The organism is Gluconobacter sp. P5E10, assembly GCF_018812145.1.
Lineage (GTDB): Bacteria > Pseudomonadota > Alphaproteobacteria > Acetobacterales > Acetobacteraceae > Gluconobacter > Gluconobacter cerinus.
Map to the genome: position 1 here is coordinate 45,849 of NZ_JACRVZ010000003.1, position 15,456 is coordinate 61,304.

The 15,456-nt window shown below is 56.4% G+C and carries 17 protein-coding genes; 11 read left to right on the forward strand and 6 right to left on the reverse strand.

The window, feature by feature from the left end:
* Genes KP707_RS06685 through KP707_RS06695 form a run of 3 tightly spaced genes read left to right on the forward strand, consistent with a single transcriptional unit; the run spans position 1 to position 3,120 of the window.
* Positions 1-1,422, forward strand: coding sequence for a M20/M25/M40 family metallo-hydrolase (locus tag KP707_RS06685; RefSeq protein WP_211502561.1), 1,422 nt, complete (start codon positions 1-3; stop codon positions 1,420-1,422).
* 1 nt (position 1,423) lies between these two features.
* Positions 1,424-2,422 (forward strand): 4-hydroxythreonine-4-phosphate dehydrogenase PdxA, encoded by a 999-nt coding sequence (gene pdxA / locus KP707_RS06690; RefSeq protein WP_211502562.1) that lies wholly within the window; start codon positions 1,424-1,426, stop codon positions 2,420-2,422.
* Positions 2,419-3,120, forward strand: coding sequence for a pyridoxine 5'-phosphate synthase (locus tag KP707_RS06695; RefSeq protein ID WP_211502563.1), 702 nt, complete (start codon positions 2,419-2,421; stop codon positions 3,118-3,120). The genes pdxA and KP707_RS06695 overlap by 4 nt, the downstream gene beginning before the upstream one ends.
* A gap of 34 nt (positions 3,121-3,154) precedes the next feature.
* Here KP707_RS06695 and KP707_RS06700 read toward each other — a convergent pair whose 3' ends face one another.
* Positions 3,155-3,754 carry a hypothetical protein gene (locus KP707_RS06700; RefSeq protein ID WP_046901697.1) on the reverse strand — a complete coding sequence of 200 codons (600 nt, stop codon included), beginning with the start codon at positions 3,752-3,754 and terminating at the stop codon, positions 3,155-3,157.
* A gap of 189 nt (positions 3,755-3,943) precedes the next feature.
* Here KP707_RS06700 and KP707_RS06705 point away from each other — a divergent pair, with 189 nt between their 5' ends.
* Entirely contained in the window at positions 3,944-4,168 is a 225-nt protein-coding gene (locus KP707_RS06705; RefSeq protein WP_046901696.1) for a DUF3126 family protein, read from the forward strand.
* An 11-nt stretch (positions 4,169-4,179) separates the two neighbouring features.
* On the opposite strand, the gene KP707_RS06710 is transcribed toward KP707_RS06705, so the two are convergent.
* The gene (locus KP707_RS06710) at positions 4,180-4,713 is read right to left on the reverse strand and encodes a DUF2939 domain-containing protein (protein ID WP_046901695.1); all 534 of its coding nucleotides are present in this window, start codon (positions 4,711-4,713) and stop codon (positions 4,180-4,182) included.
* 97 nt (positions 4,714-4,810) lie between these two features.
* Between KP707_RS06710 and KP707_RS06715 the strand changes: the two genes are divergently transcribed.
* From KP707_RS06715 to pyk, 4 genes are all read left to right on the forward strand, one after another.
* Positions 4,811-5,584: a HesA/MoeB/ThiF family protein gene (locus KP707_RS06715; RefSeq protein WP_211502564.1), complete on the forward strand. Its 774-nt coding sequence runs from the start codon at positions 4,811-4,813 to the stop codon at positions 5,582-5,584.
* Positions 5,581-5,958 (forward strand): DsrE family protein, encoded by a 378-nt coding sequence (locus tag KP707_RS06720; protein ID WP_211502565.1) that lies wholly within the window; start codon positions 5,581-5,583, stop codon positions 5,956-5,958. The genes KP707_RS06715 and KP707_RS06720 overlap by 4 nt, the downstream gene beginning before the upstream one ends.
* A 79-nt stretch (positions 5,959-6,037) precedes the next feature.
* Entirely contained in the window at positions 6,038-6,970 is a 933-nt protein-coding gene (locus tag KP707_RS06725; RefSeq protein WP_211502566.1) for an SH3 domain-containing protein, read from the forward strand.
* A gap of 24 nt (positions 6,971-6,994) precedes the next feature.
* Entirely contained in the window at positions 6,995-8,425 is a 1,431-nt protein-coding gene (pyk, locus tag KP707_RS06730) for a pyruvate kinase (RefSeq protein ID WP_211502567.1), read from the forward strand.
* A gap of 47 nt (positions 8,426-8,472) precedes the next feature.
* On the opposite strand, the gene KP707_RS06735 is transcribed toward pyk, so the two are convergent.
* Together KP707_RS06735 and KP707_RS06740 are read right to left on the reverse strand one after the other, a co-directional pair.
* Positions 8,473-9,351: a prephenate dehydrogenase/arogenate dehydrogenase family protein gene (locus KP707_RS06735; protein WP_211502568.1), complete on the reverse strand. Its 879-nt coding sequence runs from the start codon at positions 9,349-9,351 to the stop codon at positions 8,473-8,475.
* Positions 9,351-10,520 carry a lysylphosphatidylglycerol synthase domain-containing protein gene (locus tag KP707_RS06740; protein WP_211502569.1) on the reverse strand — a complete coding sequence of 390 codons (1,170 nt, stop codon included), beginning with the start codon at positions 10,518-10,520 and terminating at the stop codon, positions 9,351-9,353. Before KP707_RS06740 ends, KP707_RS06735 begins: the two co-directional genes overlap by 1 nt.
* A 138-nt stretch (positions 10,521-10,658) precedes the next feature.
* On the opposite strand from KP707_RS06740, the gene hpnA reads away from it, so the two are divergent.
* From hpnA to hpnC, 3 genes are read left to right on the forward strand one after another with little or no spacing between them, the layout of a single operon-like run.
* The gene (gene hpnA / locus KP707_RS06745; protein ID WP_215769408.1) at positions 10,659-11,654 is read left to right on the forward strand and encodes a hopanoid-associated sugar epimerase; all 996 of its coding nucleotides are present in this window, start codon (positions 10,659-10,661) and stop codon (positions 11,652-11,654) included.
* A complete protein-coding gene (locus KP707_RS06750; protein ID WP_211502828.1) occupies positions 11,654-12,796 on the forward strand; it encodes a glycosyltransferase in 1,143 nt (380 codons plus the stop codon). Before hpnA ends, KP707_RS06750 begins: the two co-directional genes overlap by 1 nt.
* Positions 12,793-13,653 (forward strand): squalene synthase HpnC, encoded by an 861-nt coding sequence (hpnC, locus tag KP707_RS06755; RefSeq protein WP_099212664.1) that lies wholly within the window; start codon positions 12,793-12,795, stop codon positions 13,651-13,653. Before KP707_RS06750 ends, hpnC begins: the two co-directional genes overlap by 4 nt.
* A 39-nt stretch (positions 13,654-13,692) precedes the next feature.
* Here the strand turns inward: hpnC and KP707_RS06760 are convergent, their stop codons facing one another.
* Together KP707_RS06760 and KP707_RS06765 are read right to left on the reverse strand one after the other, a co-directional pair.
* A complete protein-coding gene (locus tag KP707_RS06760) occupies positions 13,693-14,868 on the reverse strand; it encodes a pyridoxal phosphate-dependent aminotransferase (protein ID WP_099212663.1) in 1,176 nt (391 codons plus the stop codon).
* 83 nt (positions 14,869-14,951) lie between these two features.
* Positions 14,952-15,395: a cupin domain-containing protein gene (locus KP707_RS06765; protein WP_064272913.1), complete on the reverse strand. Its 444-nt coding sequence runs from the start codon at positions 15,393-15,395 to the stop codon at positions 14,952-14,954.
* Between the last annotated feature and the right edge of the window lie 61 nt (positions 15,396-15,456).

Genomic DNA, 15,456 nt, shown 5'->3' on the forward strand with positions numbered 1-15,456 from the left:
ATGACGACCACTTCTCACACCTCCGCTCTGGATGCTGTCCTCTCACACATCGACACGACGCTTGATGCCTCTGTCGAGCGGCTTTTCAGCCTCCTGAGAATTCCAAGCATCTCTACACAGCCATCACACGCTGCAGATTGCCGGAAAGCAGCGGAGTGGCTTCAGGCTGATATGGCAAGCATGGGTCTCACCGCGGATATACGTGAAGTTCGCTGGGCCGCGCCCGGACACCCGATGGTCGTGGCTCATGATACTACCCAGGCAGGCAAGCCGCATGTCCTGTTCTACGGCCATTATGACGTCCAGCCAACGGATCCGGAAAATCTCTGGAAGGCACCTCCCTTCGAACCACGGCTTGTGGAAGAACCGTCTGGACGCAAGGTCATCGTGGCACGTGGGGCAAGCGATGATAAAGGTCAGGTCATGACCTTCCTTGAGGCTTGCCGGGCGTGGAAAACTGTCCACGGTTCCATCCCGGTGCAGGTTAGTGTGCTCCTGGAAGGTGAGGAAGAGTGCGGAGGAAGCAATCTCCTGCCATTCCTTCAGGAGAACGCTGCCGAGCTAAAGGCCGATGTCGCTCTGGTATGTGACACGTCGATGGCCGACCGACAGACCCCCGGCATTACGACCTCACTCCGAGGCATGATGGCGGAGGAAATCATCATCGAATGTGCCTCTCATGACCTGCATTCAGGCATCTATGGCAACGCCGCAGCCAATCCTATTGCCCTGTTGTGTCAGATTCTGGCTTCACTTCGCGATGCTGACGGACGTGTAACACTTCCTGGGTTCTACGACGGCATTCAGGACCCATCCCCAGAGACACGCGCACAGTGGAAAACACTGTTTCCAGATGATGCGGCCTTGCTGGAAGAAGCTGGCCTATCCGTCGCTGCCGGGGAAAAGGGCTATACCGCCATTGAGCAGACCTGGTGCCGCCCAAGTTGCGAAATTAATGGTATTTCTGGCGGATACGAAGGCGAGGGCTTCAAGACAGTCCTTCCCGCAAAAGCAATGGCAAAAGTGTCCTTCCGGCTTGTGCCGGGGCAGGACCCGGACAAAATCCGCGAAACCTTCCGCTCGCATGTGAATGCTGCCCTGCCAGCAGACGCCAAGGTTACATTTACAGCGCATGGCGGCTCACCCGGCTTTGAAGTTTCCCGTGACAGTCGCTTTCTTGCTCCCACACTGAAAGCTCTAACTGACGAATGGGGCATCCCTGCCGCTACGATCGGCTGCGGTGGGTCCATCCCAGTGGCTGGCGAAGTACGGGACGCGTTAGGACTGGATGCACTCATGGTTGGCTTCGCACAATCTGATGACCGTATTCACTCTCCCAATGAGCAATATGGCCTAGACTCTTTCCACAAAGGTGTGAGGTCCTGGGCGCGTATCATCGCTTCCCTCGCAGACGCAGGCTGACATGAACGCTCCGATTGCCCTGACCCTCGGTGATCCGGCTGGGATAGGGCCGGAGCTGGCCGCCCTGGCTTGGACGGCCCTGCGAGAAACGGGGCCAACTTTCTTCTGGCTTGGTGACCCAGCGCTTCTCAACGTCGCGATACCCTTCAAGCTGATTGAAGCACCGGAAAATGCTCACGACGTGTTTTCCGATGCCCTGCCTGTTTTGCCGGTTGAATGTTTGACCCCCGTCGTCCCTGGAAAGCCGGATTCACGAAATGCCGCCGCAGTCATTGCGAGCATTGAACAGGCCGTACGATATGTTCAGAGCGGGCAGGCGGCTGGCATCACCACCAACCCGATTGCCAAACATATTCTGGCCTCAGCAGGTTTTTCCTTTCCGGGGCACACGGAGTTTCTGGCGGCGCTCTGCCACTGCGATGGGCAGGAAGTCATGATGCTGGCATCCCCTCATCTTAGGGTTGTGCCCGTGACAATCCATGTGTCTTTGCGCCAGGCAATCGAGAGCCTGACTACTGAGCGGATTGTTGCGGTCACGCTTGCCACGCACAAGGCTTTACAGAGTGACTTTGGTATCACTCAGCCGCGCCTGGCAATCGCTGGCCTAAACCCTCATGCTGGCGAAGAGGGCATGATGGGCACGGAAGAAAAAACCATCATCGGCCCAGCTATAGCCATATTGAAGTCCCAAGGACTGACCGTAATGGGTCCGTTCCCACCGGACACAATGTTCAGCGCAACAGCGAGGCCGGGCTATGACGCAGCGATCTGTATGTATCATGATCAGGCTCTTATTCCCCTGAAAACGCTTGATATGGCCGAGGGTGTGAACGTCACCATTGGCTTGCCGATAATCAGGACGTCTCCAGATCACGGCACTGCCTTCGATATTGCGGGCCCGGTAGGACGTTCAGACAGTCAGGTTGACCCATCCAGCCTTCTCGCAGCACTCAGACTGGCAAATTCCATGTCCCGTCATAAAAAGGGAGACAACCGATGATTCGGCTTGGTGTTAATATTGATCATGTTGCCACCCTGCGAAACGCACGCGGCGATGCTTACCCAGACCCTGTAGAAGCCGCAAAGCTTGCCCTTAAATGGGGAGGAGACGGCATTACAGCGCATCTTCGGGAAGATCGTCGACACATCCGTGATGCAGACATGCCGCGCCTCAAAGCACTCGCAGCACCGTTGAATTTCGAGATGGCAGCAACGCAGGAAATGGTTCGGATCGCTTGCCTGTTGAAGCCGCACGCATGCTGTCTGGTTCCGGAAAAACGTACGGAAGTGACGACAGAAGGCGGTCTGGACGTCGCAGGCCATCGCGAAGTACTGGCCCCGCGGATTGCGCGCCTGAAAGACGCGGGTATTCGGGTCTCTCTGTTCATTGATCCGGATCAGCGCCAGATCGAAGCTTCGGCGGAGCTTGGCGCAGCGGTTGTGGAGCTTCACACAGGCGCCTATGCCCACAACAAGCCGGGAGAACTTGAGCGCCTGCAGCATGCCGCTGAAATCGTCACAGACTGTGGACTGGAACTCCATGCCGGTCACGGTCTGACTTATGACAACGTGACGCCTGTGGCCAAGCTTCCAGGACTGGCTGAGCTGAATATCGGGCATTTCCTGATCAGCCAGGCGGTTTTCGATGGCCTCGGTCCAGCCGTTCGTAAAATGAAATATCTGATCAACTGCCCATAAAAAAAAGCCGGGATAAATCCCGGCTTTTTCGTTCTTACTTGGCTGGCTGAATAACCGACTGTGTCTTGTCGTCGGTGAATTTCGGCACATATTTTCCGGACTGGTCGGAGTATGTGGCCGAGGTGCTCTGTGCCGGTGTTGCCGGTGGGTGGAAGGCCGAGACCGGACCGAATGGACCTGCATTTACGCGATGCATCGTCGACTCTCTCTGGCGAGCACAGCCACGGGTAATGATGGAACAGATACCGTCAGTGCCGATATATTCGTCGTCATTTCCCGTATAATGCACTTCGGAAACACGATCATGGTCCAGTCGAAGGACCATACGGCAAGTTGTGCCGCCGCCGCCAAAAGCAGACTGATAAATACTGATAATGGACTGTGCAGGAATCAGACCTGAATCAGAAGAAATGGTAGGTGTGCTCTGCGTACCATCATACTGCCAGATCTCTGTCGTATCATTCAGCTTCTTGGTGCTTCCCGGAAGACCGGCGCAGGCCTGGAGATCGTAGCCAGTCATGCCAACCATCTCGAACTGGGCCTTGTGAGCGTTACGGGAATCAAAATAACCGCATCCGGAAAGAGCTGCCGTTGTGGCGAGAGCTCCGAGTGTACGGAAGAGGAAGGGGCGCATTCTGTCTCCTTTGCGCGGGGTCAGGATGGACTGCCCTAAACCAATCCGGACAGCACCGAATGGACAGGGCAAAATAGAAAGAGCCCGATTTCTACAACACGAAACCCATTCAGGGTAGGGGAGACGGGTTCCTTTAAGGGTAACGATGAGCTACAGGGCAAGACCTTGCCAAACACAGGAGTGCCACTCATGGCCGATATGACCCTTTCCGAAGTGACACGCCTTCAAACGACGCTGCAGCGTCTTCTGGGATCGCCGAAGCTTGCAGTCGTTAAGCCTGCACGTAAGGGAATGAGTGTTGAACTCGCCGTTTCAGGCGAAGTGATCGGCACGGTTCATCGTGACGAAGATGAAGGCGAAGTCTCATACGCCATTCACATCACAGTTCTTGAGGAAGATCTTCCTCCGGCCTGAACAGCCCTTATTTAGGGCCGAGGGGCAGACTGCGGTAATTCAAATCGCGTGATTTTCCAGCCCCAGTGCTCGAACTTCATGTGCAGAACGAACGGCGTCTGCCCGGGCTGGTCAACTTGTGCCTCGAATTTATTCAGGCTTACGAAATGAGCATGCAGGCCACCGAGCACTGGCCAGCCCCCTCCCGAAGAATAACTGGAAGACCCTGCTGGCATCAGTTGATGCGCCGTTGACATGAGGGTCGTGGGAGACAGTTCTGTATCGATGGCATTCGATATGGCATTGCCAGCAAATGAACTTCCAAAGTCCGGAAGATCGTCGTCCGAAGCAGGGACGGGCGGTCTGAACTGCTCCTTGAGAGAATGCGTCAGGGAACTCCAGTCCACATGCGGAATCAATCTGGCGGGATTGTTGCCTTTCATGGCACGGTCAATGTCCCACAGCGCCAGAAACGGAGAAACAGCGTAAGCTGCCAGCACCGCACCGGCTGTAACACCCAGTCCCTGCCGGGCTCGGTATGATATTTTCCAGAAAGAATTTTTCACGCTCAAGCCTCCGCACAGGCCCTGAAAATCAGGGGAAGGTGGACATCCGTGAATCTAACGTCTTTCCGTCTGAAAAGTCAGCAATTATCTTGTACTGATGAACCTTGATTTTTCTGATGCCGAACTTGAGCGATATTCCCGTCATATTCTGCTTCCGCAGGTAGGCGCCACGGGGCAGGCACAGGTCAGGCAGGCCTCGGTCCTGATTGTTGGGGCAGGAGGGCTAGGCGCTCCTCTGGCGCAGCAACTGGCCGCCTCGGGTGTCGGGCATATTGGCCTGATGGATCACGATCATCTGGAGCTCAGCAACCTGCAGCGTCAGGTTCTCTACACAACACAGGACATTGGCCGCCCTAAAGCTGAAGTGGCCGCAGAACGGCTTGCAGCGCTCAATCCGTTATCTCGCGTCACGGCGTACTGCACCCGTGCAACAGCAGGGACGCTGGACGAGCTTGTTCCGCACTACGACCTCATTTGCGACGGCACTGACAATTTTGAGACGCGCCTTGCTGTCTCAGATGCCTGCGTAAAATATGGCCGAACACTTGTCTCTGGCGCCGTTCAGGGATTTTCCGGGCAATTGGCCGTTTTCAGGCCTCAGACTGGCGGCCCCTGCTATCGCTGCCTGTTCCCGGAAGCCGCCCAGACCGAGGCGCCAACATGTGGCCAATCTGGAGTGCTCGGTGCGGCAACAGGCGTCATGGGGAGTTTGATGGCTGTTGAAGTAATGCGGGAGCTTATGCAGCTTGAAGGGCGCAATGAAACACGCCTCATGATCTGGGATGCTCTAGGCGCGACCATGAGGAGTTTTGCTCTGACCCGGGATCCCTCCTGTCCAGTCCACGCCGACAACGAAAGCACACCAGCGTGAAACCTCCTGTTTTTCTGACGCTGGCAGACGATTCCTGGCAACGCGCGCACTATGCTTTTATCGTCGCTGCTGGAATGCTCTCTATGGGACGTGCAGTTACAATTTTTGCTGGCGGCAAAAGTGTTCACGCACTGGCAAAAGACTGGTCAGGTCTCGCAGGCATTATTCCTGATAATGAACTTGCCGCTCGTGGTGTGCCGGGTTTCCGTGAGTTGCGGGATGCCTTAATCGAATTCGATGTAACACTAATGGCATGTGAAACAGGCCTGGCTCTCGCCGGCCTCGAACCAGACGCCCTTGTCGAAACCGTTTCTGTCCGGGGTATCGTAACCTTTCTGGAGCAGGCGGGAGACCGCCCGATCACGGCACTATGAGTTTCCACATACGGACAATTCGGAAGTTTTGTGATTTGGTGACTTGCCGAAACCCTTCACCCTTGGCAGGGATGCGGTCATGAGAACGCTTGTCACCCCTCTGTCCCGAACACTGCGCTGCCGTCAGTTTCTGCTGGCTGTCACGACTGGCACAGCTTTGCTGGCCATTCACCCCGCAGAAGCGCGCCATCACAAGCATGAGCACACGGCTAAAGCCGACACCTCTGCCGCTGCCAAGACAGCCCATGCGAAAAAGAAATCGGCAAAAGCCAAAAATGACAGTGCAGGGGCCGTCAAGACGACTCATCACGCATCGCATCACGGTTCGGGCAAGCATATCGCGCCTGTAGCGGTGGCCGGAGCCGGGGCGGCAGCAGCCGCTGCGGCCGCGAGCCAGCCCGCAACCGCAGCGGCAACGCCAGATGTTCCGCCCACAGACCCGACCGATAAAGGGAGCAACACGGGGCTACCTCTTCCCAGATACGCAGCCCTGCGTGCGGACAAGGTCTATATGCGGCGAGGCCCGGGGGATCGCTATCCCATCGACTGGGTTTATCATCGCCGTGGCCTCCCTGTTCAGATCGAGCGCGAATTCGATGTCTGGCGACTTGTCGAAGACTCCGACGGCCAGAAGGGATGGGTCCATCAGGCAACGCTGTACGGCAGCCGAACTTTCGTCATTCCGGGCTTGCCGCCTGAAGGCGTGAAAGCTCAGACGGGAGAGGCTTCCGCCAAGGACGGAGACCACATCGGCCGCGCAGATGCACGCGTTCTGGGTCACGTCGAGACGCAGGATGAAGCCCGCGCGCATAAAAGTGATGTTCTCCTCATGAGCCATCCGGAGGAAGACAGTAGCGTGGTTGCTGTCCTCCAGCCGGGAACAGTGGGCAACATCAAAGCCTGCCCACAAAGTTCTCAATGGTGCCACGTCGTCGTCAAAGGCTACGAGGGATGGCTGCCACGTCGTCTGTTCTGGGGACTTCTCCCAGGAGAGACGATTCAATCCAACTGATTTTTCTTGCGAGGACGCCAACACATGACATCCAGCTCCCATCATCGCCGTACGCGGATCGTCGCAACTCTTGGCCCGGCATCGTCCTCGCCTGAGATGATCTTTGCTCTGGCTGAAGCAGGGGTAAATGTCTTCCGTCTCAACTTCTCCCACGGCGCCCATGAAGACCACGGCGAGCGTCATGCGGCGATCCGGGCAGCAGAAGCGAAAGTTGGTCGACCACTCGCCATTCTTGCCGATCTTCAAGGGCCGAAACTGCGCGTAGGTGTTTTCGAAAATGGTCCGGTTATCCTCGAAGAAGGAAAGTCGTTCCGTTTGGATCTGGACAGAACACCCGGCACGATAGACCGCGTCTGCCTTCCACACCCTGAAATCATTTCTGCCGCCAAGCCAGGCAGCCACCTCCTGCTCGATGACGGCAAGCTCAAGCTGCGCGTTGTCAATGTCATTGAAGGCGCCCTGGAAACGGAAGTGGTCATTGGCGGCAAGCTGTCTGAACGCAAGGGCGTAAATGTCCCTGACGTGACGCTTCCTATTCCGGCTCTGACTGAGAAAGATCGCAAGGACTTTGACTTCGCGCTTTCTCTCGGTGTGGATTTCATTGCGCTCTCTTTCGTACAGCGCCCTGAAGACGTCGAAGAAGCACGCAATATTGCCAAGGGCCGCGCAGCAATTGTGACGAAGCTCGAAAAGCCACAGGCAATGGATGACCTGGAGCGGATCGTTCGTCTCTCAGACGCGATCATGGTGGCGCGTGGCGATCTTGGTGTTGAACTGCCTCCGGAAGAAGTACCAGTCGCCCAGAAGCGCGCCATTGCTGAAGCGCGTCGTCAGTGCCGTCCGGTTATCGTGGCGACGCAGATGCTGGAAAGCATGATCGAAAGCCCAACGCCAACACGCGCCGAAGTTTCTGACGTGTCCAACGCTGTCTATGATGGCGCCGATGCTGTGATGCTCTCGGCTGAAAGTGCTGCTGGCAAATATCCGATCGAAGCAGTTTCCATCATGGCGCGCATTGCGTCTCGTGTTGAGCAGGACGTCGAATGGCGTCTGCGCATGGACCGCTCCCGCCCGAAGCCGGAAGGAACGGTTCAGGACGCGATTGTTCAGGCCGCCTGGCAGGTTAGCACCGCGCTGAATGCCCGGACCATTGGCGTTCGGACACAAGGCGGTGGTGGCGCCCTGCGCATGGCTCGTGAGCGTCCTCACTGCCCGATCCTGGCCGTCACACCTCATCAGGAAGTAGCTCGCCGTCTCTGTGTTGTTTGGGGTGTCTTCCCTCAGGTCGTAGAGAAAGAGCATATTGCTCAGAGCATTGAGGAACTGGCTGCTCCGACGGCTGCCATGGCATTATCCATGAAGCTTTGTCGCAGCGGGGACCACGTTATCGTTCTGGCGGGGCTTCCTTACGGCGTTGCTGGAAGCACAAATACGCTTCGCATCACAACAGCCTGATCTTAAAGCATTTTCCCTTCCTGCTATTTTTCAGGAAGGGAAAATATTCAGGCCTGTCGATTTTCGATCAGCGTCCGCCGGATTGCTCGACCTCGTTCAATCCGGCTCGTAATCGCTTCCTCATCCCCTGCACGTATCGCCTGTGCCATACCCTGAGCATCTGCAACGAAGCGATCCAAGGTCTCTAACAAGACATCCTTGTTGGCGATGAAGATGTCTCGCCACATGACGGGATCAGAAGCCGCGATACGTGTGAAATCACGAAAACCCGATGCGGCATAGTCCAGAACGGCTGCGCGGATTTCTTCGGAAAGATTATCCGCCGTATCGCAGATCGTAAAAGCCAGCAGATGGGGAAGGTGACTTACCATGGCGCAGATACGGTCATGCTTGTCATCAGGAAGAATTTTCGTGCGAGCGCCACAAAGCTCCCACAGCTTCTGGATCTTTCCTATAGCAAGCTCATTTGCGCCCTCTGGCGGCACGAGCAGCGACCAGCGGTTCTCAAAAAGCGTTGCAAAACCAGCGTCCGGCCCTGAGTGCTCGGTTCCAGCCATGGGGTGACCCGGGACATAGTCTACACCGGCGGGCAGGAGTGCCTGTATCGTAGGGCCGAGTTTTCCACGTACAGATGCAACATCCGTGAGGATTGCTCCCGGTCGCATGTGAGGCAGAATAGCGCGCGCTGTCGCCTCTACTGCACCGACGGGAACACAGATCATCACGCAGTCAGCCTGTGCTGCCAACGCCATATCGTCTGTAACAACGTCTGCAAATCCAAGCTCGCGGACGCGATCAAGAACGGCAGGATTAATATCAGCCGCGATCAGCGTGTCCGCCAGCGTGCCCATTTCTTTCCCCCGCCGCAGGACAGAGGAACCGATCAAACCGGGACCAATAACTGCCAGAGAACGGAAAAGGGGCATCACAGAACGCGCGGCGCGGTTGCGAAAGCGGCGTCGTCCTCTTTTTCAGCTTTTTGATGAGATGATCCGTCTTTTCCCGCAGCCCCAGCCATCGCAGACGTTCTGGCTTTTTTCAGTACCGACGTAACGGTGTCGTCAGGAGTGCCGGCAAGGGTAGCCCGTTCTTTGCGAAGACGATTCATCTCTACAACCTGCCATCCAAGAAGAACGGGAATACCGATCAGGATATCACGCCCACGGCGGAGCAGAGACAGGCTGAGGGAGATCTGTGAGTCTATTCCGAAGATGAGGCCGAGCGCCACATAGGCGGCTTCCTGCACACCAAGTGCCGCCGGAACAAGGAAGCCTGCTGACATGATCCCGCACACCACGCCTTCAATGGCGAGAGCAGACAAAAACCCGATGTGAGCGCCTAACAGCTCCAGAGCCGCCCATGTGGCGGCTGCACCACCGACCCAGCAACTGAAATGTACGATCGCGCCCAACATAATGCGATCCGGGCGGCCCCACAGCGATTCAAGCCGCGCCTGAAAGATGTCTGTATTTCCGATGAGGCTCTCTCGCCAGTCAGAGGCGATATGACGCCCGAAGAACATGGCGGCCTTGCGTACCATCGATCCGCCGCGGTGCTGCGTCCAGATGAAACCGGCGATGCCGAGAGAGAGCAGCACCATGCCCCCCATCAGCGGCCAGATAAACCGCGCGGCTCCCTGATGACCAACGAGGCAGAGAATCGCAACAAGAATGAAGGCGATCTGCCCCAGAACCTCTGTTGTGATGTCGACCAGATTGGCCGCCACACCTTCCGGCCAGTGAAGATCTTCACCATCAACGTCCCGAGCCTGATGCCCTGCCAGGGTTGCACGAACGCCGAGGACCATTCCGCCAAGCTGGGAAAAGGGCAGGCAGGCACCGGCTGCATCGCGGACAAATCGCGCGCCGGTCAATCGTGCCAGACCAATCTGCGGTACGGCTGCCTTCCAGGCGAGGCCGAGACCGACATCCAGAACAAGCTGGATCAGCACCAGAAGGAAGAAACCTCCGACGCCAACTTTTCCTAGAGCTTCCATGACTGGCTGGATGCCTGCCTTGGCGGCAATGAATGTGAAAAGAGCCACACCCAGAAGGGAGAGAATAATAGGGAGAGTTTTTTTCAACGTCTTCGTCACATACCGTTCGCAACACGCTCTAACCTACAGCTCTGCAATATTCCAGCCTTGCAGACGCTTTCCCCCGAAAGCCACCGGCAGTATGGTGGCCGAAAAATTTCAACCTGTTGCTGATGAGCCGAGGAGAAGATTGCCACCATGAACGATGTCACACTCGTTACAGGGGCTACCGGGTTCGTTGGTTCTGCTGTTGCCCGCGTACTCCGGGAACGTGGGCACCGCCTGCGTTTGTTTGTTCGGGAAAACTCGGACCGTTCCAACATTGCAGAGCTCGACGCGGAACTTGCCATCGGGGATCTGTCTGATCCGACGMCCCTTCCCGCCGCTCTCAAAGGTGTGAAGATCCTCTTTCACGTCGCTGCCGATTACCGACTCTGGGTCCCGGACCCTTCAGTCATGATGAAAGCGAACGTGGACGGCACACGGAACCTGATGCTCGCAGCCCTTGAGGCCGGGGTAGAAAAGATCGTTTACTGCTCTTCCGTAGCAGCGCTTGGCCTAAGCAAAGACGGCACACCTGCTGACGAGGAAACATACGTCACGGAAAGCAGTGTCATCGGCACGTACAAACTGTCCAAGTATCGTGCGGAACAAGAAGTGCTGAAGCTGGTCCGGGAAAAAGGTCTTCCAGCGATTATCGTCAATCCGTCCACGCCGATTGGTCCGCGCGATATCAAGCCCACCCCCACGGGGCAGATGATTCTTGACTGCGCCTCCGGCCGGATGCCCGCATACGTCGAGACCGGATTGAACATCGTTCACGTGGACGATGTCGCAGAAGGCCACGTTCTGGCTCTGGAACGCGGAAAAGTTGGCGAAAAATATATTCTCGGTGGCGAGAACATGATGCTCGGAGACCTCTTCAGGCTCACCAGCGAAATTGCCTGCGTCAAGCCGCCTCGGGTCAAGCTCAAGCAATCCTGGCTCTACCCAGTCGCGGTCGTCTCTGAATGGCTCGCACGAGGATTCGGGATTGAGCCCCGCGTGACACGTGAAACACTCGCCATGTCCCGGAAGCTCATGTTCTTCTCATCGCTCAAGGCTCAGAGAGAACTGGGCTACGCGCCGCGCCCTGCACGGGATGCGATCGCGGATGCGATTTCATGGTTCCGACTGCATGGACGTATGAAATAATGCTGTTTGGAAGCGCACTTACCAGTCTTGGGGCTTGGATTTATCTTTCACTCTTCCATGGAAAATTCTGGCAGGGTGGCCCAACTCTCAAAGCAGGTTCGTCGCCCCCGTGCGCCCCGGATGTTGCAATCGTGGTGCCGGCGCGTGACGAAGCTGAGTCTATCCAGTCGTGTCTGACATCTCTTCTGCAGCAGGACTACGACGGCAAACTTTCTGTCATTCTCGTAGATGACAACAGCACGGACGGAACGGGAGATCTGGCACGCGCCGTTCCCGACCCTCATAACAGGCTGATTGTTCTCACTGGTGCCCCACGACCACCCGGCTGGAGTGGCAAGCTGTGGGCAGTTAACCAGGGCGCCCAAAAGGCCCTGCACCATATTGGGCCTTACGGCTACATTCTGTTTACCGATGCCGACATCATGCATGCGCCGCAGCATCTGGCCACACTTTTGGCCAAGGCGCGTGAAGACGATCTCGACATGGTTTCAGAGATGGTTGCCCTTAACTGCGAAAGCTCGGCCGAGCGGTTTCTTGTTCCGGCTTTCGTCTATTTCTTCGCCATGCTCTATCCGTTTGCTTGGACGGCCAGTGAACGGTCGCGCATTGCAGGAGCCGCAGGGGGAACAATCCTTCTCCGTCGACGCGCTCTGGAGCGGATCGGTGGCATCGAAGCCATCCGGGGCGCACTGATTGATGACTGCACGCTCGCAGCGCATGTCAAACGATCGGGTGGTCGGCTCTATCTGGGGCATAGCGAACTTGCATGGTCAGTTCGTCCCTATCGCGGAGCCAAAGACATCTGGGAAATGATTGCCCGGACAGCTTACGTCCAACTGCGCCAGTCTCCATTGCTGTTGCTGGCGACCATTCTGGGAATGACGCTGATCTGGCTTCTCCCTGTCGGTCTGGCGCTTTTTGGCAAGGGGCATACGAGGAAAGTCGGACTTCTGACCTATCTCGTGTCTTGCGCGACCTTTCTGCCGACTTTGAAGCGGTTCGGTCTTCCACTATGGCGGGCATTACCGCTGCCATTCGTTGCGGCTTTTTATATGGCTGCCACCGTTGGTTCTGCCATAGACCACCATAGAGGCGTCGGCGTACGCTGGAAAAATCGTTCCTATACGGATGAGGCATCGTGACAGAAGACATCTGGGGGACGAAAGACGTCACCTCCGCCAAAGGCAAAACTGACGAAAATTTTCCCGTCGGCTCTCTACTGATTTCCCGGCGCCTGCGCCCATATGTTCACACATATTATAATTTTGCCCGCGTCGCCGATGACATGGTGGACACTCCTGACCTGACGCCGCAGCAGAAAATTGCGCGGCTGAAAGGGATGGCTGCCGTCATTCGGGGGGAAATTCAGGCGCCTCAAAGAGCAGATGCACAGACAGCCGTAAAATTAAGAGAGGTGCTTCTCAAAACAGGCGTTCCTCTGGAGACGGCAACGGATCTTCTTGAAGCATTCTGTATGGATGCAGAAAAGACACGTTATGAGAGCTGGCAGGAACTCCTGCATTACTGCCGGTATTCGGCCAACCCGGTTGGGCGCTTTCTTCTGCTGCTACACGCAGAAGGGCAGGAGACCTTGGCGCCATCAGACGCTTTGTGCTCCGCATTGCAAATCATCAACCATCTTCAGGATGCGTCTGAAGATCTGAAAACGCTGGATCGATGCTACATTCCGCTTCCCTGGCTCGAAGAAGAAGGCGTAACAATCGACGATCTTCGGCTTGTTCGAAGCAAACCAGGTCTGCGCAGCGTTTTTGATAGAATGCTGGATGGCGTAGACACGCTGAATCGCGAAGCCCGCGGACTACCGATGCTGATCAAGGATCGCCGGATGCGGCTTGAAGCTGCTGTTATCGTAGAGCTCTCGCATATTCTGACGCGCAAACTAAGGCGTCAGGACCCTGTCGCAGAACGTGTGTCCCTTACGAAATCAGACGGCGTAAAGGCATTGCTTCTGGCTATGCGATACTTTCCGTCGAACTAAATAGGATGAGGGAAGGCTTCAGACCTTCCCTCAGGCAGATCAGCCGATAATACGGTCGAGCGCTGCACAGAACTTTTTCATGTCGCTCATGGAGCCGACCGTAATACGGGAGGCATTCGGCCAGATCGGCCAAGAGCGACCAATGATAATGTTTTCCTTCAGGAAAGCATCCTTGATCGGTGCAGCAGGGCGCTTCCAGTCAATAACGAACATATTTGCATCAGACGGAATGAAGCTGATGCCCTTCTTCTGAAGGTGCTCATAGGTCATGGCGCGTGCCGCATCCATCTCACGACGGCGTGCCGCAATATCCGACGCCATGGTCAGGCTCTTCGTACCGCAGATGACCGCAGGGATCGGCAGCATGTGCGTCTGGTTCACACCGTCATAGCGCATCATCTTTTCATGCAGAGCCGGAGGAGCCATGCTGAAGCCAAGTCGCAGGCCAGCCATCGCGAACATCTTCGAGAAGGTCCGCAGGACAACTACATCGCGTCCTTCAGCAACGAGCGAAACGGCGCTCGGGGCGTCAGAGAAATGGATGTAGGCTTCATCAACCAGAACAATGGAGTCTTTCGGCTTGTTCGCAACCAGCCAGCGAATATCTTCCAGCGGGGTGATGGTGCCGGTCGGGTTGTTCGGTGAGCAGATGTAGTAGACGCCGGCATTCGGATTAGCCTTCAGCATCGCCTTCACATCGGTCTTATAACCGTTCGATGCGTCCAGCGGCACCTTGGCCAGCGGAATCTTGAGCCACTCAGAAGCCACCCATCCGGCTTCGTAGCTTGGGTCAGCTGTAACCAAACCACGCGTCGGGGAACAGAACGTCACAATCGTACGACAGAGCGGGTCGGACGAACCGCCCCATGGCAGAATGCAATTTTCTGGGACGTTGTCGATCTTGGCGGCTGTGCGGATCAGATCTTCGCGGGTATGGCCGCTCGGATCATACCGGTTTCCTTCGAAAACGGCAGCTGCACCCGCCTTGGCAGCGGCTGGAAAAGGACCTGTCCAGCATTCATTGCTGCCGATGCGGACCATCTTAGTGACATCACCGGGCGGCAGCGCGGTGAGGGGGGAAGCCTCAGCACGCCCAACAAGGGACCGAACTGCCATGCCTGCACTCATCAGTGCAGCCACGCGGCCCAGACTACGACGGGAATAACCGCGTGAGAGAAGATCGTCTTTTGCTTCAGGGGACAGGCAGTCGGTCATGCTCGGCTCACGCTCCTAGTGTGTCTGAAAACATACTAGAAACGAAACGATCTGTCTGTCAAAGCCCGAAATGAAATCGGATTTCAGTATTCCGGTTTCTGCTTGTCCACGGGGATAGAGGTCGGCTTCCCCTCAACGCCCGCATAAGTCAGCAGAAGGACGGTCGGGACATCTCCTGACACACCACGATGCACATCATTCACTGACTCCGCAAAGGCTTCGCCCTGATGAAAGGTTCTGGTTTTGCCACTCTCACGGTCTTCAATTTTCAGAGTTCCCTGTAGGACATAGCCAGCATTCGGAAATGGATGGACATGCCAGGGCAGGGCCGTGTGAGGCGGAATGGTGAGCCGGATCATACTCAGTTCTGGCTGAGAGGTGGAATACGGCGTGTAGGTTACTCCGTTCCAGGAATGGGATGCGTTCAGCAGGTGATCAGCATGGGCGGTGGCTGTCGACGATTCTGCATGGGCAACTGAACCCGCAGTCAGGCAGGACAGAAGGATCAGAGACAAACGGAAATTCATCAGATACTCCTTTGGGCAGAGTGTTGCCATTTGGCATCATACAAACGTATGGGATCCCATT